Origin of the sequence: Paenibacillus sp. S28, from assembly GCF_016624415.1 — a bacterium.
GTDB lineage: Bacteria > Bacillota > Bacilli > Paenibacillales > Paenibacillaceae > Paenibacillus_AQ > Paenibacillus_AQ favisporus.
On sequence record NZ_JACVTM010000008.1, the window covers coordinates 274,551 to 300,213 of the forward strand.

A 25,663-nucleotide genomic window follows, 5' to 3' on the forward strand; every position below is an offset into this window, starting at 1 on the left:
GTGAATTAGCATGAAGGCGCAGGTGATTCGAAGCAGAGAAGAGCTTCCGGCATGGGAAGGGCGCTGGCGGGAGCTCGTGAACCATATGGAAGCTGCCGAGGTGTATGATACCTGGGAGTGGCTGGAGGCGTACATACGGCATTTGTACAAACCGGATCAGGAGCTGTTTATTGTGGCCATAACCGATCGGGACCAATGCATTGCGATTGCACCGCTGTATATCCTAGGGCAAAAATGGCATGGGATGCGAATGAGATCCCTTCGCTTTATCATACATGGAACCGGTGAATCCGGAAGCATCCTATTACATAAGGAGTATAATTACGCCAGGATGATGAAGGAAATATCGGAGTGTTTACGGGAGCACCGGCACGAATGGGATTGTATGGACTTATACAATCTTCACGCCCATCATCCAGTGGCTGGGCTGCTGGGCCAGGCTTTCGGAGACTGGGCAGAGCTGTACATAAGGCCGAGATCCGTGGCTCCTTATATCAATTTGAAACTGTACAACCCGCACAAGCTGGAGAACAGCCGAATCAAGGCGATTGAACGGAAAGAGCGAAAACTTCATCGGGACCGCGAAGCACGAATCGTGATTGATGCACCGTTTGATTCCGCTGTCTGGGATCGTTTCACGGCGCTGCACAAGCAGAGGTGGACGGACAGCATGTTTCATGAAAATAAGATGATGGCCTTCTATCGGGACATCATATCAAAATACCAGGGTACGGACCGGGTTAACTTCTCTTATCTGGAAGTGGAAGGATGCATGGCTTCGGCCTGGATGACGGTTCGCTATAACAGTAAGGTATATATGTATTTGACCGCGTTCTCTAAGGCTTACGCCGAGTACGGCGTCGGTCTCATCCTGGTCAACCGGATGATGAAACACTATTCTCGTGAGGGCATTAGGGAGATCGATTTTATGCATGGCGTGCAGGAATACAAATTTTATTGGTCTGACTCGGCCAGAATCCATTACCAATACCGCTTGGTCAAACGGGACCGGCGCAGCAGCCTGCTAAGGGCACTTAGTTTACTGCAAGTCAACAAGGAACAAATCAAATCCTTGTTCGAGGGGAAACGGGAGCGCAGGATTATCGGTAAGGAGACAAAATGATGCGAATCGAACTGTGCAAATGGTATAACGGTGCGGCTTCGCCGGTATTGTTCATGATTGATGATCTGGCGAACGCCTGGGTGGATACGAATAACAACGGAAAAGTGGAATGGGGCGAGGATTGGGGTTTTTTCAGAAATGAAGACCAATCCTCGTTCCGCTTTTTGGAGGAGCGGATATTACGCGAATATCCGGACGTAAAGGTGACCTTTTTTGTTCCGGTCGGCTGCAGAGTGGGGATGGTGATTGAACCTCAGCTAACCATGGTTTCCGAACCCATCAATGCGACGGAAGACAGCAGGGCGTTTTTTAGGTTCATTCACCACCATCCGAACTACGAGCTCGCATATCATGGAACAACTCATGGAGTTCCTGGAAGGCTTGCTGCGGATTTCCGCCAGGAATGGGCTTCTTTCGGCAGTCTGGACGAGGCCCTGCAACGTATAGGTGAGGGATTGCACATCTTTGAAGATGCGGCGGGCGCAAGACCTCTAGGGGGAAAATACTGCGGATATACCAGCAACGAATTTTCCGACGAAAGTATTAACAGCTCCGGCTTCACCTGGTGGTGCAGATACTGGAACCGCGGATTGGAGTCCGGCATCTCCGATCCGACTTTCGGGACGGACCCCGATCCCCTGACCAATTACGATATCAAGCGTTTTGGGAGCCGCGGAGTTATTGACATTCCATCCACCGTGAATGGCGCGCTGCTGAACGGTGCGTTCGGATCGGTCCGGTCCCCTAAAGGAGCGGTGAAGCGTATGCTCAGGAAGACCTATATCCGGCAGAAGCTGCGCAGCGTGGATGCGCTTATGGAGCACCAATTGGTTATCAGCATCCAGGAGCATATCGCCCCTTCGCGTGATGACGGTAAAAGGCAGAGTCCCAACATTTTCGACGACAGTGCGAGCCTGATCCAGCTGTTCAGCTATTTGAAGGGCAAAAATGTCTGGTACTGCACCGGTTCGGAGCTGGCGGATTACGTGAATGCCAGAGACCATTCCGTCATCGAACATATGGAGGACGGCCGTTTTAAGCTAAGGCATGAAATGGAACACCGGGGACGGAAATTGTCGCTCAGGTCCCGGGATCTGCCTTCCTTCCGGCTGCGGCTACCCGATGGAACATCGGTGCAGGCTGTAAACGGCGTCGTTAATATTCCGGTGCTCCCGGGAGAGTATACCGTCATGACACCATTGGGCGAGGAGAGCCCGGAAAGGGGAAGAGCCAGTGAAGGTGCTGTTCCAGACAAGATTCAATCTGTTCACCCGAAAAGGCGGGGACACCGTCCAAATCGTCAAGACCAAAGAGTTTATTGAACAGAAATATCCGGACATCCGGATTGATATTAACAGCGATCCATCGGTGGACGTATCGGGTTACGACCTGATCCATATTTTCAATTTACTCCGTCCGCAGGAAACAAGCCTGTTCGTGCAAAATGCCAAAGCCCAAAACAAAAAAACGGTTCTATCTACGATCTATTGGCGGAGCCCCGAGTTTGAGAAGCAGGGCCAATTCGGATTGAGGAGGATGATCAACCGGCTGATCGATTACGATGGAATGGAAAAAATCAGAGCTTTGTACAGGTACTACCTCGACGGCGAGAAGCACGAAGGCACAAAGCAGTTGATCCGCCGGGGATACACCCGTCTGCAAAGGGACATTCTCGATCAGGTCGATCTTCTGCTTCCCAATGGAGAAGGCGAGATTGAGCTCATCCAGAACGTGCTGAAGCCCGGCAAACCGATCCGATATCTGGTTGTGCCGAATGCCATTGACGCCGGTTTGTTTTGGTGTGAGCCGCTGCCGGATCGGGATCTGGTGCTCTGCGTCGGCCGGTTCGAGCCGCGCAAAAATCAGCTGAACCTGATCAAGGCGTTTCGCGGCCTTCCTTACAAGCTGGTGCTTGCAGGAACGGCGCACAGAACGCAGCAGAAATATTTTGACGCAATGAAAAAAGCCATTGGAAACAGCAACGTGCAGATCGTTCCCGAAATGGAACATGATGATTTAAAAGCATGGTACCGAAGAGCCAAAGTTCATGTTCTACCCAGCTGGTACGACACGCCCGGGCTTGTTTCCCTGGAAGCGGCTGTCAGCGGTTGCAATATCGTTGCGACGACGAGGGGAACGACTCGGGAATACTTCCGGGATGACGCCTTCTACTGTGAACCGGGCAGTGTCGAGAGTATTCAGCGTGCCGTCATGCAGGCTTTCCAATCGCCCGGAAATGAGCAGCTTCAGCGTAGAATTGCTGCTCATTATACTTGGGAGAAGGCGGCGGAGAAAACGGTGGAAGGATACCGTCAGCTGTTAGGATAACGTGTGCGGGAGGTAAACAGAGGATGAAGAACACCATGATCGTCATTTCCGATTATACAGAGGGAGAACCAGTAGTGGCGTCGGTCCGGTTTGAGGGGCTAATGCGCCACTTTCAAGAGCAATACCGGCTGGTCGTGATCAGCGACGGCAAGCACGGAGCCCGGCCAAGCCGGTTCTCCAATATCCACTTGGCGTACGCATCGCCGGTCAGCTCGTTCACCCAGACATTGAAGGACGGCGAGAACGCCGTCCGCAAGCATCCTTTGAAAGATCGGGCAGAGAAACTGCTGCGGAACAAGTGGGTATTGTCGGCCTGGAGAAATTACAGGTACAGCCGGTTCAAATTCGTCCGAATCAATCCCGCCTTGTTCAGGCAGCTGGATCAACTTATGGAGCAGCAAGAGATCCAGGCGGTGTTTGTCACGGTGCCTGACGTTTACGGTCTTTATATTCTGGACTACATTAAGGCCAAGTGCCCCGGGGTTCCGGCGATTATTGAAATTCGCGACATTATTAATCACAGCATCGGCGAAGGCCATCCCCGCCTGACTTACCGCCTCGCGGAGGCGAAGCTGGCCAGGCTGGCTGACGGTGTAGTGGCCGTCTCTCAAGGGATTCTGCGTCATTATCAATCCGGTACGGACAGAATTCCAGTAGTGCTGATCAAAAACGGTTTTGACGATACGCAATTCACAGACTGCCGGTACCTGCCTTTTACAAGCGGACCGCCCGAGTCATTGAGTCTGGTTCATCTCGGATCTATTTATAAAGGAAGAAATTTGAAAAGTTTGATTGAGGGTCTCCGGGCGTATCACCTGCATTCCGGCGTACGGATCCGCTTCGATTTGATCGGACTGCTCGATCAGCAGGCGTATGAGGACCTTCACAGCGTAGACCTTACCGGCATCGGGGTGAATGTCCGGGTACTCGGCAGCATGGATCACGAGAAGGCAGTCCAGCGTCTGAAGGAGGCCGATATTGCCGTGATCCTCACGCACCCTCGGGGGAGTGATTATGCGATTCCGGGAAAGACCTTCGAATATATCGGGGCATGCAAGCCTATCCTGGCGGTCACCCGGGATCCGGAGCTGATCTCCCTCGTGGACGGGCGTTATGGCGAATGCTGTGCCCATGATGCAGAAGCAGTGGCTTCGGGGATGAACAGAGTGATCGACGGTCACTATGACTTTTCGGATCGGGGAAGGTATTCCAGAAGCCGGCAGGCCCAAAGCCTGCTTGATTTTATTGGGGATATCAGCCGGGTCGCACAAGGGGAACGGACTTTTCGGGCCCCGAGACCGTTGCCATGATGGTGCTCTTGCTTATCATTCCCGTTCTGGTATTAGGCTTTCTGGTAGCGGTCCACATTATTCCGGCAAAAGGGATGATCGCACTGGCCATCGGCATGGTGCTTCTGGCCGCGGTCAGCGGGATTCAACTGAGTGCAGGCTTCCGTGACGTTCACGTGGATCTGACTTTTTTCGTCTTGATGGCAGCGGATTTGTCCCTGACAGTGCATCTCATGCTCCGCATGCGAATTCATCGCTTGGGAAACGATAGTTCCGGCCTCGCCAGACTGCAGACCGTATCCATCTTCATCGTGCTCCTTCTGCTGGTGCTCGTATTCCAAGGGTTTGTTTCGGAAATCTACGAGTTTGGACTGTACGTGTATCATCTGAATGTGTATGTAAATATACTCCTGATGGCATCCCTGCTGTATATGTTGGCAAGGATGCAGCTGAACGCTTCTTGGCTGCTGCAGCTCATCGTCGTCTATTCCCTGGCCAACTCCCTGCTCGGCATTCTTCAATATGTTACGAACCGTTCATATTTGCTGTTCGCAGCCGAAGATTCGATCAATTACTATGAAGGCGTCAAGGTCGCGAAGCGGGTCGTCGGGTTTGTCGGGGCAAGCAACGGCGCAGGGAACCTGGCAGCGGTGTTGTTTCCGGTCCTATTGATGTATTTTCTGAACAAGAGAACGTTTTTCGGTGCGGCCGCACTTCTCCTGAATCTGCTCTTTTTATTCCTTACATTCACAAGGATCGGTTACTTGTCGGTGTGCGTGCAGTTCCTGGTCTTTTTACTTACCGGTAAAATCGGCGTGCAGTATCAGCTTCTGAAGAAGCTCGGTATTGTGATGTTTACGGCTTTGGCCGGGTTGATCATCTATCAGATGTATTTCGACCAGCTGAATCAGATCTTGTTTCTCGACCGGGGCAATACCGAATCGCACCGTTTTGTCCAGTTTTACGAAGCGTTTGGGATCATGAAGGAGCACATGGGAATCGGCCTTGGCGCAGGTCAATATATCCCGTATATGCAGATTCATCATGGGGTTAACGACATCGCCCTGCACTCCCAGTTTTTGAATGCCTTTGTAGAACTCGGAACGATTGGCGGGATTCTATTTTTCACCACATACGTCTTGCTCTTCTTGTGGAGCCTTCGCTTGTATAAAGGGGAGAGGTGGTTTCCACTTTGTTTGTTTATCGGAAATTTTATCGTCGCCAATTTTAATCCGAATCAATATTACAGCCTCTGCGTGTATACCTTTTTTATCATCGCCTTCGGCTTCGTTTTTGCCAGGAGGGGCATCAACCGCAGACAAAATGGACCAATGGAGGCGTCAAACTGCCCGAATCAAAGAAATCCGGCCGCCAATATAATGCTAGTGAACGAGGGGGTATAACCATCATCGATCAGGGAGGCGTTTATGATGTCCGGAGGAGAAAACGGGGATCCAAGCAAGCCATTGTCCGCTTCATTCGCTGATCCTTCCCTGGGGGCGGGAATCAATGTCAGGCTATTCGGAGCCAAAGGCGACGGCGTGACGGATGACACACCGGCGATTCAGCTGGCGATCAGCAGCATTTCGCAGACCGGGGGAACGATCCTTATTCCGGATGGAGTGTATAAGGCCAACATCACGATCAGAACGTCCAATATTTATATTACGGGCACCGGCACTCTTAACGGCTGCATTAATTTGTATGGGACCCCGACGACAAACGACCGGTTCACCGGGACTGGCAACGTGAAGATCGACGGCATTACCATCCTGGGGGACAAAGTCCGCAACGGGATCAATATCAGATGGTATTACGGTGTGCTGATAACCAATGTACGGTTTATTCAATGCCTGAAAGCGATCTATTTTGAAAAGGTGAACAAAACCCAGCATTCCTCCCGATACACTATTACGAGTAATCAACTGATCGATTGCAATTACGGCCTGTATGTGGATTATTCGCCTCCGGATGACGGCGGAAACCATGTCGTGGGGGATGTCAATTTCTCCAACAATATGTATGAATCCAGAACGAACGTCCGCGGCGCCTTCGGAAATATGTATCATATTTGGGCTAAAGGCATTGACGGCCTCATTTGCAAAGGGAACACCTTTTTCTTCGGCCATACCGGAATGGAGAAAAGCAATATCTATATTGAAAACTTCAACTGGGTGGTTATCGAAGGAAACCATCTCTTTGAAGCGGTCGACAGCGCGGTGATCGCACGTGACGGATTTAATCTCGTCGTTGCGAACAACAATGTGGCCTGGGCCCAAAAATACGGCATATTCCTCTCCGCCATTGTCGGCGGCGTGATCAACGGAAATAACCTTACCTGGAAATCCGGTGAAGACATTGCATCGACCGGTGTCTATATTGAGAACAGCCCCTATTTTATCGGAAATATATCGAATAACAACCTGTTTTTCCCCGGCATATATGCTATCCAAATCAAGGACAGCTCGTTTATCAATATAACCGGCAACAATGCCCGCAGCCAGTATGGGAAAAACCAACCGCTACTCATCAACAGCCCGGCGACATGCACCTCCGTCAGCGTAACTTCCAACCAATTTACGAATTATCCGCAGGGAACGCTCAATCAGGGATACTACTCGGATACACCGGTCGGTACGAACTATCTCAGCGGAAACACCGAGGGCTTGCCAGCCGTGCCCCTAAAAGGGGTCTTGTCCGAGGAATATCGGGCTTTTACCAATAACGAAACGGCGGTTGATCTGTCCAATCTGACGCTGGCGGTCTTCGCGTGCAGCAAACCCACCGTTGTCACGCAGTTGACGAAAGAAAATCTGTCGCAATCCCTGCCGCGGATGATCGTTATTTATTCCTATACGGGTAATTTAAGAATTTCGCGCCAAATTCCCGGCGTGAAGCTGAAAGGCTCGGGATCATACGTATCTTTTCCGGCTGATTCCAGTATGACGCTGCTGGTATACGGGTCTCAGATCATGGAGATATCGAGAAATTTCTAGGATGGACGATGCTAGAGGGACCCCAGCGGGTCTTTTTTTTATCCCGATAAATTTTTTTGTAAAAGAGGTAGGTCAGATGACAACCCATGTGTTCATTATCGGTTCCAAAGGAATACCGGCCCATTACGGCGGGTTTGAAACCTTCGTCGACGAGCTGACAAGGAGAAAAACGGCGCAGGACATCCGCTATCACGTATCATGCCTTTCCGATCGGGAAGGGGAATTCATACATAATCAGGCACGGTGCTTTCAGGTCAAAGTACCGAGGATCGGCAGTGCGAGGGCCGTGCTGTATGACCTGATGAGCCTGGGGAGATGCGTGGAGTACATCCGGAAGCACCGACTGACGGGCAGCATCGTTTATATCCTGGCCTGCCGGATTGGACCGATGATCGCGTTTTATAAACGAAGACTGGAGCATATGGGAGTCACTGTGCTCGTGAACCCCGATGGGCATGAATGGAAGCGGGGAAAGTGGAGCCTACCAGTCAAAACCTATTGGAAAATATCCGAAAGGCTGATGGTCAAGCACGCCGACCTGCTGGTATGTGATTCCCGGGGCATCGAGCAATATATTCTAGAAGATTACGCCATGTACCAGCCGAAGACTACATTCATTGCGTACGGAGCGGACGTTGCTCCTTCCGTCATGAGTGTAGGGGACGAGGAGCTGGTTCGATGGATGGAACAATTTCATATCACGCCGAATCAGTATTATTTAATGATCGGGCGCTTTGTGCCCGAGAACAATTACGAAATGATCATTCGAGAGTTTATGGCTTCAGGCAGCGACAAGGATCTGGTGATGATTACCGGAGCAGAACAGAATCCGTTTTATAACGAGCTTCTGAAGAAATGCCGGTTCGATTTGGATCCCCGCATCAAATTTGTTGGAACGGTGTACAACGCCCCTCTATTAAAAAAGATCAGAGAACTTGCATATGCATATTTCCACGGGCACGAAGTAGGCGGAACGAATCCGTCACTGCTCGAGGCTCTGGCTTCAACGAAGCTTAATTTGCTGTACGACGTTATATTTAACCGGGAGGTCGGCGGGGAAGGAGCTCTTTATTTTTCATCCGATCCCGGGTCGCTTACCGCGCTGATTCAAGAAGTGGATCAGTATGAAGGAGCTAATGTGGAGGAATGGGAAGCAAGGGCCAAAAACCGGATCAAGATGGGATACAGCTGGGAGCACATTGTGGATGCCTATGAGCGGTTATTCCATCAATACAGCTATAGTCACAGTCCCAGCCGGGCATTCCGCCCAGCACGGCGAACCGCCGGAACGACTGAAGTGGAGAAGGCCGCCCAAACCGGACAGAGCAAATAAAAGGTCAAGGTCTGCTGTTATTCAAAGGCTGCTAAAAGAGAGGGGATGTTTGTCGCTTGAAGGGAATTATTTTGGCAGGAGGCAACGGCACCCGGCTTTATCCGCTGACCCGGATCATCTCCAAGCAGTTGCTACCGGTCTATGACAAGCCGATGATTTATTACCCGCTATCCGTGCTGATGTTAGCCGGTATACGGGAAATTCTGATTATTTCGACACCGAAGGATACGCCGCGTTTCGAGGAACTGCTCGGAACGGGAGAACAGCTGGGGATCCGACTGACCTATGCGGTACAGGAGAAGCCGAATGGACTGGCCGAATCCTTTATTATCGGCGAGGACTTCATTGGCGCGGACCGGGTAGCCCTCATCCTCGGCGATAATTTATTTTATGGACATGGACTTACAGAGATGCTGGAGCAAGCCGGGAATCGCGAGGAGGGAGCGACGATCTTCGGCTATTATGTCCAGGACCCGGGCCGTTTTGGTGTCGTTGAGTTCAACGAAGGGGGCAGGGCTGTTTCCATCGAGGAGAAGCCGCAGTTTCCGAAGTCGCATTATGCGGTGACCGGCCTGTACTTCTATGACCGGGAGGTTGTGGATATCGCCAAAAGGATCACCCCTTCGGCGAGAGGGGAGCTGGAAATCACCGATGTCAACCGTGCTTATTTGAACCGGGATCAACTGAACGTTGAAATTTTGGGAAGGGGGTTCTCATGGTTCGATTCGGGCACGCATGAGTCGCTGCTGGAGGCTTCCCAATATATTGAAGCCATCGAGAAGAGACAGAGCCTGAAGGTTGCGTGTCTGGAGGAGATTTCGTTCAGCAGGGGCTATATAAACAGCGAGCAGCTGATGTCGCTTGGTACAGGAATGAACAACGCTTATGGCAGTTATTTGATTAAAGTGGCCCAGGGCAGCGTCAAGCCGGTTTATATGTGATTTTCCGAAGCAAACATCAGCGTTAAGTTTCAGATATTCCGCCTAGTCGGCGTAAATGAAGGTGGGAGCACTCGTGCAAAAAACGATGATTGGACTAGTAAAAGAAAATCGAGGACCGGGAGCCGTGTTGAAAGAGGTTCCGGTTCCTGCCGTTGGCCCCGATGAGGTACTGGTCAAAGTGATGACCAGTTCGATCTGCGGTACAGACGTACATATATATAATTGGGATGCATGGGCGCAAAAATCCGTTACAGCCGGCTACGTGTTTGGACATGAATTTGCCGGCATCGTGGTGGAAATCGGAAAAGCGGTAACAGATGTCAGCATCGGAGATCACGTATCGGCTGAGGGTCACATGGTGTGCGGGAAATGCCGCCCCTGCCGGACGGGCAATTCCCATGTTTGCCTCAATACACGCAGCTTCGGCATTACCGCACCGGGTTGCTTCGCCGAATACGCCTTGGTAAAGGCGGACAATGTGATCCATAACCATCCGGATCTCCCCTTTGAACTGGCTTGCCTTCAGGATCCGCTTGGCAACGCGGTTCAAACCGTCCTCTCCGGGGATATCGTTGGCAAATCGGTGGCAGTGATCGGCGCCGGACTCATCGGCCTCATGTCGATTGCGGTAGCCAAAGCTTGCGGCGCGAGCAGGGTCATTGCGGTTGACGTGAACCCATACCGGCTCGACATGGCCCGCCAGATGGGAGCCGATGTTGTAATTGACAGCTCTGTGGTGAAGCTGTCCGAAGCAATCCTGAATCATACCGCAGGCGAGGGGGCAGAGGTCGTGCTGGAAATGTCCGGACATCCGGAAGCAATCCGGGAAAGTATGATCGCCGCAGCCCATGCGGGCAGGATATCGTTGCTCGGTATTCCGACCCGTGAGGTGCCGCTCGATATGGGCCAAATTATTTTCAAAGGCCTTCGGCTGGAAGGTATAACAGGACGGCGCATGTATCAGACATGGTATCAGCTGAAGGGTCTACTGGACAGCGGGGCGCTGCATTTGGAGCGCCTGGTGACCCATACATTCACCCTGGACCGCTATGAAGAGGCGTTTGAGCTTATGCGGCAGGGACGGTGTGGCAAAATCATTTTCATCCATGATTTCGCGAGCCGGGGGGAGATGGGGAATAACGCCAGCCGAGATGTATATCAGGAATTGCCGCTATAACTAATCAAGCCGGCCCCTATTTTGGGGACCGGCTTGATTGGGCGCGTGCCTTAATAACACTAGTCTCGTGAATTGTCCTCAATAAACTTTATGGATCACATCCTCAAACGCCGGCTCTTCCGTATGGATGTCGGCTGCTTCGCCCCATGCGGACATCTCGCGCAGAATGTCCACCGCACGGATCTGCTGGCGGTTCGCTTCAACGCGGACGTAATCGGGTCCGGTCTCCACGACGCGGAACGCTTCCCCGGTGGGGAGGCGAACTTCAAGCGGGAGCCGGAGGCTCTCACCTGGCGGTAGCGGGATGGACCAAGCTCCTGCGAAAGTTACCCGGATCGTCGTCGGAAGACCGATCTTCTCCCGGAGTTCATCGATCGTCCCGTCATAGCTGAGCTGCCCGTGATTGATGACCATGACGCGCTCGCAGAGCTGCTCGATGTCGTCCATGTCATGGGTGGTCAGCAGGATGGTCTTGCCGAACTCGGTATTAAGCGTCTTCAGAAAATCGCGGATGCTGCGCTTTGCGGTGACGTCGAGGCCGATCGTCGGTTCATCCATGAACAGGACGTCCGGATCATGCAGCATCGAGGCTGCGATGTCGGCCCGCATCCGCTGTCCGAGGGACAGCTTGCGCACCGGCGTCCTCCAAAATTCCCCCAGGCCGAGCAGCTCGGACAGCTGTCCGAGACGCAGGTCCCGCGCCTTGTCCCCAACTTTGTACATATGGGCCAATATTTCGTATGAGTCTTTGACCGGCAGATCCCACCACAGCTGGCTTCGCTGCCCGAAGACGACGCCAAGGCGGCTGACGACGCGGCGCCTGTGCCGATGAGGATCAACCCCAGCGATGCGGACTTCCCCGGATGACGGATGGAGGATGCCGGTCAGCATTTTGATCGTCGTCGATTTGCCCGCACCGTTCGGCCCGATATAGCCGATAAAATCCCCCTGGTTGATCGTAAAGCTGATATCTTTAACCGCTTCCTTGACGCGGTATTCCCGCGTAAACAAGGTGCGGATGCCCGCGAAGCTCCCCTCCTTGATAACAGGCGTTTTAAACTGCTTGTGCAGCCCCCTGGCTTCAATCATCGGCTGGGGCCGATCCTTATCCGCCGACCGTTCCAACTCCGTTCGTACGGCTGCTTCTGTCATGATTCCCATATCGATCTTCTCCTTTCTAGCTTCCGGTACTTTGGTAACGGGACATGCCGAATGTCCACAATTTCATGCTGGCGAAGAGGCAGACTGCCGCCACCAGGACGATGCCAAGCAGGACCCAGGAGCCCAGCTCCCCGCGCAGGATAAACAGCGAAGGTACATAATTGACAAAACCGACGGGAATGACGACGAGCAGGATGGACCGGAGCCAGACAGGATACAAGACCAGCGGGTAACGGACCGCGGTCTGGGAGGCGTCCTCCGTCAGCGTCTGCAGCTCGTTGATTCGGGTCAGCCAGAACCCGGCGGTAGCGGTGGTGAGACCGATGGCGAACAGGATGACTGCTCCCGTAAGGATCACCAGAAAAGTGAAGGGAACCGCTATCCAGGTAATTTGCCCGGCCTGCATCATCCCGTGCAGCGCCCAGGTCAGAATAAATCCGCCCTGCAGCAGTTCCCCCGGCATCATCCGGAAGTTTTGCGACATCAGGGCAAGCAGAACAGGGACCGGCCGGGTCAGGAGCTGATCCAGGTCACCTGACGTCAGGTAGTTCTCGAGATGATGAACATCATTGGCAAAGCTGCGGTACAGCGCCTTGGACAGCGTCATGACGGCAAACAGGTAGCCGACTTCATAGAGCGACCAGCCTTTCACCGCGCCGAACTTGTTCAGCACGATGGCAATCATGAGAAACTCGGCGATCTGGATCCCGGCGGCCAGAAACGTCCCAAGCAGAAAGTTCATCTTATACTGCATCCCGCTGCGGATGCTGGACCGGATCAATACGAAATACAGATGAAGCCAATACCGAATGTTCATCCGCCCTGCACCTCCACCTTGCGGCGAACGACCGCTGTTACGCCAAGACAAGCCAGAGTCATCAGTACGCACCATAAGAGAGAGCCCAGCAGCCGGGAGGCATCCTCAAACCCGAGGTAAATCCGGGTCGGTACGTACAGCAGGTAAGGATAGGGGGAGAGCCAGGAAACCGTTTGCAGCCAGCGCGGCAGCCATTCCACCGGAATGAAGAAGCCTGCCAGCAGGTTGATCAGGGCATGGTTCATCCAATACAGCCAGCTGGATTCCGTGGTCCACAAGGCCGTAGCCCCGATGATATAATTCATGCAGATCGATAAATAGGCGGCCGCGGCCAAACCGGCCAGTGCCAGAAGCAGGGTGGTGACTTGCTGCGGAAGCGACAGGGAGAATACGAGGACGTACAGCAGATAGATCGGAACGGACTTGTACACAAACTGGTACGCGATTTGACCCCATTCCCGGCACATCAAATGAACGAACAGATGAACCGGGCGCATCAGATCCAGCGAGATCTGGCCTGTCCTGACCGATTGGGGAATGCCCAGCCCATTGGTCGTAAATCCGGAAATCCACAGCGACGCCTGGGTAAAAGCGATGTAGCCGATCATCCCGTGCACGCCGTATTCGCCGAGCGGCCTGTCCTGGCCGATGCCGATCCAGATGCAGGCATACAGGTAGCCGAACAGGGCGCTTGCAACGTTGTGCAGCATATGGGCCCCGCGGTACTGCAGGTTGCGCGCATACGCTTTTGAAGCAAGTGAGAAATAAAGCATTACACACCTCCGATAAGTTTTGTGGCGACGAGGACCGTCAACTTCAGTCAAGGCGGGTGAGTGAGAAGGATTTCCATCATACCAAAAATAGGATGGCGCGACAAGGAAAAGTTTTCGGTCGGAGCCGGATACATCCTTGTCTGCTGCCATGCGCATGCAGCGTCATGACATTCCACTATAACGCTTTCTTGCCGCTTTTACCACGTCATTTCCCACAATTATTTTTGTAATCTGAGGCGGTCCGGCGCATATTGACTTGCCCTTCCTTCCGAGTAGAATGGGAGCAAAGACGAAGTGAAAACGACAAAATGATTCGGTTTGAAGGCACCGGAGGAGAGTACCCGATGATATCATTCAAGACGCGGCCGCAGCACCGCCGCAAGACTTCCATGCAGCGCAGAAACCTGAGGGTAGCCAGCCTGGAAGGCATCCCGGCCGTGATGTTTATGACCCTGCTCGGCGGGCAGTTTTTGACCGGTTATCTGCTGTACCTGGGCGCAAGCTCGGGTGAGATTGGATTCGTGCTGGCGATCACGACTTTTGTCAATATCGTCCAAATTTTTGCCGCGTATCTGATCCAGAGGCTGCGCAGCCGGAAGTGGACGCTGGTGCTGTTCGTAGCCGTGCACCGGGTCATATGGGGGAGCACCGGTCTCGTGCCGTTTATTGTCCCGAAGCCATACTGGGTGCCCGCGTTTATCGTATTGTACACGGTTGCCTTCATGTTCAATACGCTGGGGGGCATTCTATGGAACTCGCTTATCAGCGATATGGTCCACCCCAAAGTCAGAGGACGGTACTTCGGCATCCGGAACACGATTCTGAATGCGCTCGGAACGCTGGTGATGTACGGGGGTGGAATCATCCTCGATCATGAGCCGGGCGGAAAGGGATTTCTGCTGCTCTATATCATCGTCTGGGTCTGCATTGCGGCCAATATCGCCGTGTTCTTCTTCTATCCGGACATTCCGTTTGAGCGGTCCTCGGAGAAGCGTTTTATCCCGATGCTGAAAAAACCGCTGCGCGACGCTTCTTTTCTGAAGGCGACGCTCTTCCTGGCCGGATTCCTGTTTCTGCAAAACCTGGTTGTGCCGCTGTATTCGTACGTCATGCTGGAAATGCTGCACATCAACTACCAGAAGCTGTCGCTGCTGAACGTGCTGCAAACGGTGTCCATGATGGCCAGCTTCTATGTGTGGGGTAATCTGAACGTTCGGCACAGCAACCGCAGGCTGCTGTTCTGGACGCTGCCGATCATCGCATTATCCTGCCTGTGCTGGGGGCTGCTGTCGGTACTGCCGATGCTGCCTGTGCTGATTGCGGCACACATGATTTTTGGCATCGGTGTCGGCGGATTCAACCAGCTGGCGTTCAATTTCATGATCGGCGACACGCCGAAGGCGGAGCGCCCGATGTATATGGCGATGTACGCGGCGATTACGGGCGTCGCAGCGTTCTTTGGCCCGCTGATCGGGGGCAATCTTTACGAGCTCATCGGCCACTGGCCGGAATGGACCCGGATCTATGGCGTTCAGATCGTCGTCGGCCTGAGCATGCTGCTGCTGACGGTCAGTCTTGGCCGGAAGATTCTGCGGAATTCGTGAGGGCTAGAGGAAAAAAAGGCGAAGGTTAAAACTGGCCCGGGGCGGTCTGAGTTTATATATTCTGCTTGTCGATAATCTAATAGAATACGAAATGGCTGAGGTACCTCCCCTAAGCAGACGGCAAATTAAACTTTCGGCTGCTTGAGGGTTTTTTTTTGTTGTTTTAAGCTAGGCGGACGCACGAAGCAGCGGAGAGATCGAAACCATTCCGAAAAAGCGAAGCGGTCGCCTTTGTCCCCGAATATCCACCATTGAAATAGATTCAAGGATATTCGGGGGCAACAGCGATTGGAGGAAGGATTCGAGCGTGGAGCGTCCTCACAATCGCCAAACGAAGGCACCCAGGCAACGATAAAGCAAGGCCTCAAGCCCCAAACCAAAGTCCGTCTTATCGCGTGAACCTTCCATTCGGGGGTATAATGAATAAGTAGAGGTGAATTTAGGAGCAGGGAGGAATCATTTATGTTTATCAACCAAATGTATATAAATGGCGCCTGGAAGGATGCCGCGGAGCACATCGACGTCCTGAACCCGGCCACCGGTGACGTGATCGGCACCGTACCGAACGGCGGCGCGAAGGAGGCTGGCGAAGCCGCGGATGCCGCTTATGAAGCGTTCCCGGCATGGTCCGCGCTGACGGCGGACGAGCGGGGGGCGCTGCTGATGAAATGGCACGGACTGATCGCCGAGCATACGGACGAGCTCGCCCGGATTATGACGACGGAGCAGGGCAAGCCGCTGAAGGAAGCCGCCGGCGAAATCGGCTACGCGAACAGCTTTATTTCCTGGTACGCGGAGGAGGGCAAGCGCGTCTATGGGCAGAGCATACCGGCCTCGTCCGCTTCGCAGCGGATCTGGGTGCAGAAGCAGCCGGTCGGCGTCGTGGCGGCGATCACGCCATGGAACTTCCCGGCGTCGATGATTACCCGCAAGGTTGCGCCGGCGCTGGCCGCCGGCTGCACCGTCGTTATCAAGCCGTCCGAGGAGACGCCGTACACGGCCTTGAAGCTCGCTGAACTCGCACACCAGGCCGGACTTCCGGCCGGCGTGATCAACGTGGTGACTGGCGAGGCGGCAGCGATCGCCGGCCGCTGGCAGCAGGACGAGCGGGTGCGCAAAATTTCCTTCACCGGCTCGACCGCCGTAGGCAAGGAGCTGATGAAGGGAGCAGCCGAAACCGTCAAGAAGATTTCCTTGGAGCTGGGCGGACACGCCCCGTTTATCGTGACCGCCGCGGCGGATCTGGACAAAGCGGTGGACGGGCTGATCAAGTCCAAGTTCCGCAACGGCGGCCAGACCTGCGTCTGCACCAACCGGGTGTATGTGGATGAACGGATCGCCGGCGAGTTCACCCGCAAAGCGGCGGAACGAACAGCCGCGCTTCAGGTAGGCAACGGCATGGAGGAAGGCGTGGATATCGGTCCGCTCATCAATGCCAAAGCGGTGGACAAAGTGCTGCGGCAAATTGAGGACGCCAAAGCTAAGGGCGGGATCATCGTGACGGGCGGCGAGGCGCTTCAGCATTCCGGCGGACACTTCGTGCAGCCAACCGTGATTGAACAGGCGACGGACGACATGGAATGCATGGTACACGAAACGTTTGGACCGCTTGCTCCGATTACGACCTTCCGTACGCTGGAGGAAGCCGTGCAGCGGGCCAACCGCAGTCCTTACGGGCTGGCTGCTTACGTCTTCACGGAGCGGATCCAGGAGGCGCTGTACGCCGCCGAAGCCCTCGAATACGGAATCGTCGGTGTAAACGATCCGCTGCCTTCCACGGCGCAGGCTCCGTTCGGCGGATTCAAGCAGAGCGGACTCGGACGGGAAGGCGGTCATTTCGGCATCGAGGAATACCTCGAGGTCAAGTATGTATCGCTCCGGCTCTAACCGGAGGAGCGGCCGAAAACGCGCGGTGACTGGGCGCTGCCCCAACATCCGGGAAATGCACCAGGCAGAGCTCCGACCAAGATCTCATGCAAGCCGCCAATCAAAAATAAAGAAGAAGCCCGAGGTGATTACCCTCGGGCTTCTTCAATAACAAAGCTGTTATTTCGTTGTATTTGCCGCTGTATCGGCTGCGCCTGCGCCTGCAGCCGTATCGGTTGCCGCGTTAGCCGAATCGTCCAGCGAGTTGGTAATTTTGGCTTTAGACTTGAGGTCGGCAATCCAGGTCGACGCTTTGGAAGAAATGCCTTGCGTGATAAGCGTTTCCTTGATGTCAGCCTTCTTCTCGTCAAGCGTTGCCGTGTGAGCCGCTTTGCGATCGGTAACCTTGATGATATGGTAGCCGTTGCTGGACTGCACGATGCCGCTCATTTCGCCTTTTTGCAGCTTGAACGCCGCTTCTTCAAACGGTGCTTCCATCACACCTTTGGCAAAGAAGCCTAGGTCGCCGCCGTTGTCCTTGGAGCCTGGGTCGATCGATTTCTCTTTTGCCAGCGTGGCGAAATCGGCGCCTCCCTTGAGCTGCGTCAGGATGCCTTCGGCTTCTTCCTTCGTCTTCACCAGAATGTGGGAAGCTTTGACTTCTTCCGGCGTGTTGAAGGATGCTTTATTTTCATCAAAATATTTCTTGATATCGTCGTCGGTCACTTTTACATCCGGTTCGAGCAGCTTGCGGATTTGCACCTGCATGTTCATTTGCTTCTTCAGGTCTTCCACCGACATGCCCGACTGCTGCAGAGCCATCTGGAATTCCTCTTCGCTGCTGAAGCCCTTCTTGATATCGTCCATTTCTTTGGTGACATCGGCATCGGTTACTTTAATGCCTTTTTTGCTCGCTTCCTGGTTGACCAGCTCTTCCGTGATGAGGCTGTCCAGCGTCTGTTTGCCGCCGGCTTCCACCAGTGCGTCATAAAGCTTGTCCTTTTTAATGTCCGTGCCGTTGACCGTCGCTACCGTCGGGTTGCTACCCGAATTAAAAGGAGGCTTGATCAGCACAATGACGAGAATGACGGCAAGCACGAGCGATACGGCCATCCATACCTTGCCAGTTCCGCCGGACCATGCTTTCGGAGCAGGACCGGACGCCGCAGCAGACGCTTTGGGAGCAGGCGTCTTCTCTTTATTCGGCTTGGCCGGCGTCTCGCCGTCGCGCTTCATTTCGCTGAGGACCGGTGCGCCGCTCTCGGAAGGGGCTGCCGGTTTGCTGGTCCGTTCAGATGATTCCCCCGTTGTTTCGGTATTGTTCAGCTCTTCGTTGTTTAACGATTCTCTTTCTTTGTCTGTCATTAAATCTTGTCCTCCTTTAATGTATGCAAAACGCTTATGGGTTCACTTTACCAGATTTGCCGTAAATAATCCTTAAGAAGACATAAATTGTGACAGATTTTTTTTAATCCTGTTTTAAGATTCGGCTGTTTGCGGCGGTTTTAATCAGGAAGCAGACGATGTGTCCAAATAAAAGACCGCTCCGGACGGGAATACCCCGGGAGCGGCCATAGCTATATGCCTTATTTTTGCCGTTCGATCGATACAGCGTGCGCAATACAAGGAATGCTCTCCTTCTGCTGATAGGAGAGGGGGGAGAGCAGGGCACCCGTCGCCACGACGAGGATGCGGTTCAGCTCGCCGCGCTGCATCCGGTTCAGCAGGTGGCCGTACGTCACGACCGCCGAGCAGCCGCAGCCGCTGGCTCCGGCCTGAACATTCTGTTTACCGTAATCGTAAATCATCATGCCGCAGTCCGAATAGGTCGTCTGATGAATCGGAATGTTATGCTTCTTCAGCAGGTCGTTGGCGATTTGATACCCGACTTTGGACAGGTCGCCGGTAACGATCAGGTCGTAGTAACCCGGCTCGATCTGCAGGTCGCGGAAATGCGCTTCCATTGTGTCTACCGCTGCCGGCGCCATTGCCGCGCCCATATTGAACGGGTCGCTGATGCCCATGTCGACCACCCGGCCGATCGTGGCGGAAGTGACGTATGGCCCGTCCCCGTCCTGCGACAGGACGACCGCGCCGGCCCCGGTCACCGTAAACTGAGCCGTGGGGGGCTTTTGGGAGCCGTACTCGGTCGGATACCGGAACTGCTTCTCCACGCTGGCATTATGGCTGCACGTCCCAGAGAGCACGTATTTTGCCCCGCCCGAATTGACGATATAAGAGGCCAGCGCGAGGCTCTCCATCGACGTGGAGCATGCGCCGAACAGGCCGAGATATGGGATGGCCAGCGTTCTCGCGGAAAAGCTGCTGCTGATAATCTGGTTCATCAGGTCGCCGGCGAGAAAAAACTGAATTTGCCCCTCGGTCAGTCCGGCGTGCTGTACCGCCATTTTTGCCGTTTCTTCCATTAAGGCCTTTTCGGCTTTTTCCCAGCTGTCCTGCCCCAAATACATGTCGCCGTGGATGATATCGAAGTCGTCGGCGAGCGGACCCTGACCCTCAAACGGCCCGACGATCGCCGCTTTCGACTTGATGGAAGGCTTGTTCTCGAACACCCAGCTTTGATGGCCTTTCAGCATATGAATCCTTACCCCCCTACAATATTAGGATCAAAAATGATGTAGGCGATGCCGACGCAAAAGGCTGCGAGCGAACCGAACACGATCACGGGTCCGGCCACCTTGAAGATGCTGCCGCCGAGGCCGAGCACGAGCCCTTCCCTGCGGTACTCGATCGCCGCGGAAGCCATGGCGTTGGCGAAGCCGGTGACCGGGACGGCGGTTCCAGCGCCCGCCCACTGGGCAATTTTGTCATATACCCCCAAGCTGGTGAGAATGACGGAGATGATGATCATAACGCCCACGGTCGGATTCGAGGCTGCCTTTTCCTCAAAGCCCCACCAGTGGATAAACATCTGCTGCACCGCCTGCCCGAGCAGACAGATGAGACCGCCGACGAGAAAAGCCCTGTACAAATTTTTGAACGTAAACTTGCTGGGCTCGCGCTTTTTGGCCAATTCCTGGTATTCCTGCTGGACAGGCGTCAGTTTCTTCTTCTTTTTGCTGACCATGATGCTTCACTCCTAACGGGTTAATAATGGCTTGACGTCCGAGATAACGTGCTCCAGTTGGGCGGACACCTGCTCGTACATCGCCTTGTTCTGCTCGTTTTTGGTCGAAAGTCCGTACATCTCCAGGTCCGCCTGGCATTTTTTGAGATCCGCATACAGCATCGCTTTCTGCTGCGGCTCGGGAACCTTGATCTGATCGTCGAAGAGGTCGACGTACAGCTGTCCGTACGCATCCACCTGCCCGATAAAGACGTTGTCCAGCGAGACGCCCAGCTTCTCGAGCTCGGTATGTACCCAGCGCCGGTTCAGGCCTCGGGTAGCCAGCGGCTCGTCCATGATTTTGCCGTCCAGAATGACCGTCTGCGGCTCGCTCTCCGGCCCGACCTTGATGCCGAGATGGGTGGGGGTCAGCGGTTGATTTTCTTTTTTCATCAGCACGTTGATCTGTCCGTTCGGCTCCATGATCGCAAACTCGACCTCCGCCGTTTTAAAGGCGTTTTTCCCGCGGAGCTGCTCCATAAGCTCTTCGTTCGTCAGCCGCTCCTTCTTCAGATTGTCCTCCATGATCTTGCCGTCCTTGATCAGTACGGTACTGGTACTGTCAATGAAATCCCGGGCTTTCTTGCTCTTTAACTGCAAAAATTCAATCATGAGCGAAACGGCTACCCACACGGCGAGGGAAATGACGCCAAGGTACCAGGTGGCTTTCAAATCAAGCGAGATGGAGGCCGCCAGGTCACCGATCGTGATCCCCGTAATGTACTCGAAGAAGGACAGCTGGGAGATTTGCCTTTTGCCCAAGAGACGGGTCAAGGCAAACAGAAAGACCACAGAAGCCAAAGTCCGAACGATAACCTCTATCCAATCCGGCATATCTATAAATTCCTCCATTCCAGATCTTTGCTTTAAACGCGAATAACAAAATTATTTGCAGCATCTTCTCGTTTTATGAATTTTTTGATTTCAGGCAGGTTAGATTATGATTCGTACTTATCCTGTAAAGGAGGTGAAAGTAACAATGACCGTTGCATCCCAAGTCAAAACGACACTTGCATCCCTGAAAAGCGCCCAAGCCAGCTTGGAGACGTTTGCTCTCAGCACGCAAAACCAGGAAGCCAAAAACCTGTTTTCTCAAGCTGCCCAGCAAACCCAGCAAATCGTGCAGCAGGTGGAAAGCCGGGTACAACAGCTTGAAAACGAGGAGCCTCAATATAAAGGATTCTAATTCTTTAATTGATCCCCCATATCAGGCCATACCGCTCCAATCCAATAACGTTTTGCCTTAAGCACCGGTTTTGCCGGTGCTTTTTGCTTATGCTGCAGCTGACAAATTCTGCTTCCGGATAAGCGTGACAAAGGCCGGGTCTTCATGGATAATATTAAAGTCATACCGCATGGCAGAAGCGGGGGTTTATAGAGAGAGGAGTACATATAGATATGAGAGCAAATCAAGGACGGCTGAATAAGCTGTTAGTTATGAGCCTGGTGCTGGGCGTGCTGTTCGTGATCATGATGGTCCTGGTCGGAGCGGACCGGATCGCCTGGTTTGACCAATCGATCATCGATGCAGTTCAGGGGATGGAGAATGAGGGGTTGACCCGAATCATGAGGGGCTTCACCTTTCTTGGGTCATCGCTCGTGGCGACGCTGCTGAGCGTGATCGCGTTCCTGTTTCTGTGGCTGGTTTTGCGGCACCGCAAGGAGCTGCTGATGTTTCTCTTGTCAGTGGGAGGATCGGAAATTTGGAATATCATCATCAAAAATTGGATGCAGCGGCAGCGCCCCAACACGCACCGGCTGATCGAAATCAGCGGATTCAGCTTTCCGAGCGGGCACTCGATGGCTGCGTTCGCCCTGTACGGGACGCTGACCTACTTGCTGTGGAGGCATATTCCCGCGCTGGCCGGAAGAATTGCGATGATCGTTATCGGGGTGGCCCTGACGCTGCTGATCGGGATCAGCCGGATCTATCTCGGGGTGCATTATCCGAGCGACGTCTTCGGCGGGTATTTGGCGAGCGCAACGTGGCTGATGCTGTCCATTTATATCTTTGAAAAGTACTGGAAGCCAAGGCCATAGGCGCCAGGAAATGAAAACCGTACATCAGGCGGCAGAAACTTGCATGAAAACGCCTCGCTCGCGTAATATGATTGCATAAAGATCTTTTTAAAGGAAAGGGTGTATGGCTTCGGTCCGATGACGTCGCTAAGAGATTTTGTTCAACTGCCTGCCGTTAAAAAAGTGATGGTCCTCATTTTGCTCGTGCTGTTTTTGTATGTCTTCCGGAGCATGATGAACCTCATTCTGATTACCTTCATCATTACGTACCTGGTGAACCGGATTCATTCGTCGCTCACCCGGCGGTTTACGAACCGAATGGGAATCAGCAAGAAGATCGCCGTACTAATCATTTATGCTGTCTTTCTTGGAGCCCTGTCGATCGGAACCTATCAATACGCTCCGAAGCTGCTGGGTGAACTGAACGTGCTGATCAACCAGGTTATTTCGTTCTACAGCAAGCCGCTGGAGCTTACCGACAATAAAGTCATCGACTACGTGCTGGAGTACATCCATAAGATTGATATTTCGCAGTACGTCAAGCAGGGTTACAACCTGCTGACCGGAACGATCTCCAACATCGGCAAGGTCGGTATCAATTTTGCCATCGCGATCATCATGAGCTTGTTCTTTATGCTGGAGAAAGAGAAAGTGACCCATTTCACGGATAAGTTCAGAAGCAGCAAATTCGCCTACTTTTATGATGAATTAGCTTATTTCGGGAAAAAATTTACGTTTTCTTTCGGAAAAGTGATCGAGGTCCAGTTTTTGATTTCCATTATTAACGCAACGGCTTCCACGCTGTTTCTGTGGATCCTCGGATTTCCGAACCTGTTCGCCCTCGGGCTGATGATCTTCCTGCTCGGCCTCGTGCCGGTCATGGGGGTGATCGTCTCACTGGTGCCGCTGTGTGCCATCGCGTTCAGCATCGGCGGAGTGATGAAGGTCGTTTACGTCCTGATCATGGTGGCCGTCCTGCACGCGTTCGAGGCGTACGTCATGAATCCGAAGTTTATGTCGGATAAAACGCATCTGCCGATATTTTATACGTTTGCTGTACTGATCATCTCCGAGCACTTCTTTGGGGTGTGGGGACTTATTCTCGGCGTGCCGGTGTTCATGTTCCTGCTGGATCTGCTGGAGGTGCCGGTCAACGGGCCGAAAGATGAACCCGCTGGAGCCGCAAGGAAGAACAAAAAAATACCACACAAAAAATCCTAACGGTTGAAGTTAGGATTTTATTGTGCGGATATCCTTGCGTTAGATATGCGAGTAGGAACCTGGCTGAGTGCGGTCCGAGTGCGGGCGGTACGTCCGCTCGGTAAACCGCTTCAAGGAAGCGGGCAGCTTCTGCTTGAGCTGATCGGCACGCTCCTGAGTCATTTTGCCGGCTTTGACGGCAGCATCGATTTTGGAGCTTTGGACGGCTGTCATCTTCTTGACGAGCTCGTCGCCGCTCCAGCCTTTTTTCTCCTTGGCGATCTGCTGCAGCGTTTTGCCCTGCTTCCATTCCTTGCTGAGATCCTGGACGCTCATGCCGAGCAGATCCGCAGCGTCTTTAAGCAGGATGTACTTGCGGCCGTGATGTCCATGGCGGATGTGATGGCCGTTCTCCTTCCGGTCCTGATCCGGCGTAGCTATATGGGCAGATGGGGAGTCGTCCGTTTGGGGAGTAACAGGCGCCGGGTCGGCGAATGCGATGCCGTGGGATCCGGCGAACACGATGCAGGTCAGCGCACCGGCCAGCAGCGCATTTTTGATTGGATTCATGTCAGTTCACCTCTTGGTTGAATTGGGTCATGCTTTATTTTTTCTGTCCTATTATGCGCCTGATTTGGAAAAACATACATGTATATTCAAAGATGCTGGGCCCTCGGGCTGGGCTGTAATATTTGGTTTGGTATCACAAAGGGCTTCACCGGGTAATTAATTCGGGAAGACGATACAATATGTACTATATCGAAAAAAGAAAACTTTAGCTCAATCTATACAACGATGGAATTAGGAGGGGTGAGCGTGACTTTTGGCGCGAGGATGTTAAAGACGGGAATCGCGGTTACCCTCGCTTTATATATCAGCATTTGGCTTAATTTGTCTTCGCCGGTGATGGCGGCTGTGGCGGCCATCTTTGCCATGCAGCCGTCGATTTACCGCTCATGGCGGTACTTTCTGGACCAGCTCCAGACCAATACCCTGGGAGCCGTTCTGGCACTGCTGGCAGGCCAGGTGTTCTCGAACGAGCCGATTGCCGTCGGTCTGGTGTGCATCTTGGTCATCATGATATGCCTTAAGCTGAAGATGGGCGATACGATCGGCCTGACGCTGGTGACGGTCATTGCCGTGATGGAGGCCTCCGGGCAATGGCAGTTTGCGCTGACCCGGTTCTCACTCAGCTTGATCGGCATCGTTTCGGCCTTTTTGATTAATATTTTGCTGTTTCCGCCGAAGCCCAAGCAGCAGTTTATCGGGCAGATCCAAAATACGTTCGACCGGATGTCGCTGCTCATGCGAACGGCCATTTCGGACGAAATCAAGGAAAATGTGTTCCGTGACAAAAAGCGCGAGCTGGAGGATGCCATCAAATCGCTGTCGAGCAAATATCAGCTGTTTGAAGAGGAGCAGAAGAAGATGAAGCGGGCCTCCTTCAGCCAGACCCGGCTGCTGGTCGTCTATAAGCAGATGCTGAATGCTCTGCGGAAAGGGCGCGAAGTGCTGGACGCGGTGGAGGAGCATTATTTCCAGTCGGACCGGGAAGCCGGCACCGACCGGATCTTTGACGAACAGCTGGAGCGGCTGATCAAGTTTCACGAGCACATCCTGCTCAAATTCGAGGAGAAGCTCAAGCCGAACTGCCTGGAAGCTTCGCAGCTGGACCAGGAAAACACCGCGTTTATCCAGGGCGTGCTGAGCCTGGCCATCGAGGAACCCGAAGGCAGGCTGCGCTTATCCATCGTGGGGGCCACGATGTACGATTACGGATATCAGCTGGAGCGGCTTAACCGATTGGTCGAGCATTATCACAAAACCGATGACGATGAATCCGGATTTTGGGCATCGTGGATTAAAAAATAAAAGGAATGCATAAACCCCGGTCATCTGCGGCAGAGAA

Annotated in this window: 23 protein-coding genes; 15 read left to right on the forward strand and 8 right to left on the reverse strand. The window is 53.4% G+C overall.

Annotated features, from left to right (window positions below):
- The first annotated feature begins 10 nt into the window (after positions 1 to 10).
- The 9 genes from IAE55_RS20530 to tdh all read left to right on the forward strand — a co-directional run bounded on the left by IAE55_RS20530 (position 11) and on the right by tdh (position 11,187).
- A complete protein-coding gene (locus IAE55_RS20530) occupies positions 11 to 1,123 on the forward strand; it encodes a GNAT family N-acetyltransferase (RefSeq protein ID WP_200633756.1) in 1,113 nt (370 codons plus the stop codon).
- On the forward strand, positions 1,120 to 2,445 hold the full coding sequence (locus IAE55_RS20535; RefSeq protein ID WP_200633757.1) for a hypothetical protein: 1,326 nt from the start codon (positions 1,120 to 1,122) through the stop codon (positions 2,443 to 2,445). The genes IAE55_RS20530 and IAE55_RS20535 overlap by 4 nt, the downstream gene beginning before the upstream one ends.
- The gene (locus IAE55_RS20540; RefSeq protein WP_200633758.1) at positions 2,357 to 3,451 is read left to right on the forward strand and encodes a glycosyltransferase; all 1,095 of its coding nucleotides are present in this window, start codon (positions 2,357 to 2,359) and stop codon (positions 3,449 to 3,451) included. The genes IAE55_RS20535 and IAE55_RS20540 overlap by 89 nt, the downstream gene beginning before the upstream one ends.
- 23 nt (positions 3,452 to 3,474) lie before the next feature.
- Complete coding sequence (locus IAE55_RS20545; protein ID WP_200633759.1) at positions 3,475 to 4,761, forward strand: hypothetical protein; 1,287 nt, start codon at positions 3,475 to 3,477, stop codon at positions 4,759 to 4,761.
- Positions 4,758 to 6,143 carry an O-antigen ligase family protein gene (locus tag IAE55_RS20550; RefSeq protein WP_200633760.1) on the forward strand — a complete coding sequence of 462 codons (1,386 nt, stop codon included), beginning with the start codon at positions 4,758 to 4,760 and terminating at the stop codon, positions 6,141 to 6,143. Before IAE55_RS20545 ends, IAE55_RS20550 begins: the two co-directional genes overlap by 4 nt.
- A gap of 24 nt (positions 6,144 to 6,167) precedes the next feature.
- The gene (locus IAE55_RS20555) at positions 6,168 to 7,736 is read left to right on the forward strand and encodes a right-handed parallel beta-helix repeat-containing protein (protein WP_200633761.1); all 1,569 of its coding nucleotides are present in this window, start codon (positions 6,168 to 6,170) and stop codon (positions 7,734 to 7,736) included.
- Between the two features lie 76 nt (positions 7,737 to 7,812).
- Positions 7,813 to 9,069, forward strand: coding sequence for a beta 1-4 rhamnosyltransferase Cps2T (gene cps2T, locus IAE55_RS20560; RefSeq protein WP_200633762.1), 1,257 nt, complete (start codon positions 7,813 to 7,815; stop codon positions 9,067 to 9,069).
- A 56-nt stretch (positions 9,070 to 9,125) separates the two neighbouring features.
- Complete coding sequence (rfbA, locus tag IAE55_RS20565; RefSeq protein ID WP_089546466.1) at positions 9,126 to 10,010, forward strand: glucose-1-phosphate thymidylyltransferase RfbA; 885 nt, start codon at positions 9,126 to 9,128, stop codon at positions 10,008 to 10,010.
- A gap of 73 nt (positions 10,011 to 10,083) precedes the next feature.
- Positions 10,084 to 11,187 carry an L-threonine 3-dehydrogenase gene (gene tdh / locus IAE55_RS20570; RefSeq protein WP_200633763.1) on the forward strand — a complete coding sequence of 368 codons (1,104 nt, stop codon included), beginning with the start codon at positions 10,084 to 10,086 and terminating at the stop codon, positions 11,185 to 11,187.
- Between the two features lie 78 nt (positions 11,188 to 11,265).
- On the opposite strand, the gene IAE55_RS20575 is transcribed toward tdh, so the two are convergent.
- The 3 genes from IAE55_RS20575 to IAE55_RS20585 all read right to left on the reverse strand — a co-directional run bounded on the left by IAE55_RS20575 (position 11,266) and on the right by IAE55_RS20585 (position 13,938).
- Positions 11,266 to 12,276: an ABC transporter ATP-binding protein gene (locus IAE55_RS20575; protein ID WP_200633804.1), complete on the reverse strand. Its 1,011-nt coding sequence runs from the start codon at positions 12,274 to 12,276 to the stop codon at positions 11,266 to 11,268.
- An 88-nt stretch (positions 12,277 to 12,364) separates the two neighbouring features.
- Positions 12,365 to 13,165: an ABC transporter permease gene (locus tag IAE55_RS20580; protein WP_200633764.1), complete on the reverse strand. Its 801-nt coding sequence runs from the start codon at positions 13,163 to 13,165 to the stop codon at positions 12,365 to 12,367.
- The gene (locus IAE55_RS20585; protein WP_200633765.1) at positions 13,162 to 13,938 is read right to left on the reverse strand and encodes an ABC transporter permease; all 777 of its coding nucleotides are present in this window, start codon (positions 13,936 to 13,938) and stop codon (positions 13,162 to 13,164) included. The genes IAE55_RS20580 and IAE55_RS20585 overlap by 4 nt, the downstream gene beginning before the upstream one ends.
- 344 nt (positions 13,939 to 14,282) lie before the next feature.
- On the opposite strand from IAE55_RS20585, the gene IAE55_RS20590 reads away from it, so the two are divergent.
- Together IAE55_RS20590 and IAE55_RS20595 are read left to right on the forward strand one after the other, a co-directional pair.
- Entirely contained in the window at positions 14,283 to 15,542 is a 1,260-nt protein-coding gene (locus IAE55_RS20590) for an MFS transporter (RefSeq protein ID WP_200633766.1), read from the forward strand.
- A 462-nt stretch (positions 15,543 to 16,004) separates the two neighbouring features.
- The gene (locus IAE55_RS20595; protein WP_145135084.1) at positions 16,005 to 17,429 is read left to right on the forward strand and encodes an NAD-dependent succinate-semialdehyde dehydrogenase; all 1,425 of its coding nucleotides are present in this window, start codon (positions 16,005 to 16,007) and stop codon (positions 17,427 to 17,429) included.
- A gap of 159 nt (positions 17,430 to 17,588) precedes the next feature.
- Here the strand turns inward: IAE55_RS20595 and IAE55_RS20600 are convergent, their stop codons facing one another.
- The 4 genes from IAE55_RS20600 to IAE55_RS20615 all read right to left on the reverse strand — a co-directional run bounded on the left by IAE55_RS20600 (position 17,589) and on the right by IAE55_RS20615 (position 21,369).
- Entirely contained in the window at positions 17,589 to 18,773 is a 1,185-nt protein-coding gene (locus IAE55_RS20600) for a peptidylprolyl isomerase (protein ID WP_200633767.1), read from the reverse strand.
- 221 nt (positions 18,774 to 18,994) lie between these two features.
- Positions 18,995 to 20,005: a stage V sporulation protein AD gene (gene spoVAD / locus IAE55_RS20605; RefSeq protein ID WP_200633768.1), complete on the reverse strand. Its 1,011-nt coding sequence runs from the start codon at positions 20,003 to 20,005 to the stop codon at positions 18,995 to 18,997.
- 8 nt (positions 20,006 to 20,013) lie between these two features.
- A complete protein-coding gene (gene spoVAC, locus IAE55_RS20610) occupies positions 20,014 to 20,496 on the reverse strand; it encodes a stage V sporulation protein AC (protein WP_183577863.1) in 483 nt (160 codons plus the stop codon).
- 12 nt (positions 20,497 to 20,508) lie between these two features.
- The gene (locus IAE55_RS20615) at positions 20,509 to 21,369 is read right to left on the reverse strand and encodes a DUF421 domain-containing protein (protein WP_200633769.1); all 861 of its coding nucleotides are present in this window, start codon (positions 21,367 to 21,369) and stop codon (positions 20,509 to 20,511) included.
- Between the two features lie 145 nt (positions 21,370 to 21,514).
- Here IAE55_RS20615 and IAE55_RS20620 point away from each other — a divergent pair, with 145 nt between their 5' ends.
- The 3 genes from IAE55_RS20620 (at position 21,515) to IAE55_RS20630 (ending at position 23,775) form a co-directional block, all read left to right on the forward strand.
- Positions 21,515 to 21,721: a DUF1657 domain-containing protein gene (locus tag IAE55_RS20620; protein WP_076168463.1), complete on the forward strand. Its 207-nt coding sequence runs from the start codon at positions 21,515 to 21,517 to the stop codon at positions 21,719 to 21,721.
- 212 nt (positions 21,722 to 21,933) lie between these two features.
- On the forward strand, positions 21,934 to 22,575 hold the full coding sequence (locus tag IAE55_RS20625) for a phosphatase PAP2 family protein (protein WP_234489721.1): 642 nt from the start codon (positions 21,934 to 21,936) through the stop codon (positions 22,573 to 22,575).
- A gap of 117 nt (positions 22,576 to 22,692) precedes the next feature.
- Positions 22,693 to 23,775 carry an AI-2E family transporter gene (locus tag IAE55_RS20630; RefSeq protein ID WP_145156683.1) on the forward strand — a complete coding sequence of 361 codons (1,083 nt, stop codon included), beginning with the start codon at positions 22,693 to 22,695 and terminating at the stop codon, positions 23,773 to 23,775.
- 39 nt (positions 23,776 to 23,814) lie between these two features.
- Here the strand turns inward: IAE55_RS20630 and IAE55_RS20635 are convergent, their stop codons facing one another.
- Positions 23,815 to 24,324 (reverse strand): hypothetical protein, encoded by a 510-nt coding sequence (locus tag IAE55_RS20635; protein WP_200633770.1) that lies wholly within the window; start codon positions 24,322 to 24,324, stop codon positions 23,815 to 23,817.
- A 246-nt stretch (positions 24,325 to 24,570) separates the two neighbouring features.
- Between IAE55_RS20635 and IAE55_RS20640 the strand changes: the two genes are divergently transcribed.
- Complete coding sequence (locus tag IAE55_RS20640) at positions 24,571 to 25,626, forward strand: aromatic acid exporter family protein (RefSeq protein ID WP_076168456.1); 1,056 nt, start codon at positions 24,571 to 24,573, stop codon at positions 25,624 to 25,626.
- Positions 25,627 to 25,663 lie beyond the last annotated feature (37 nt).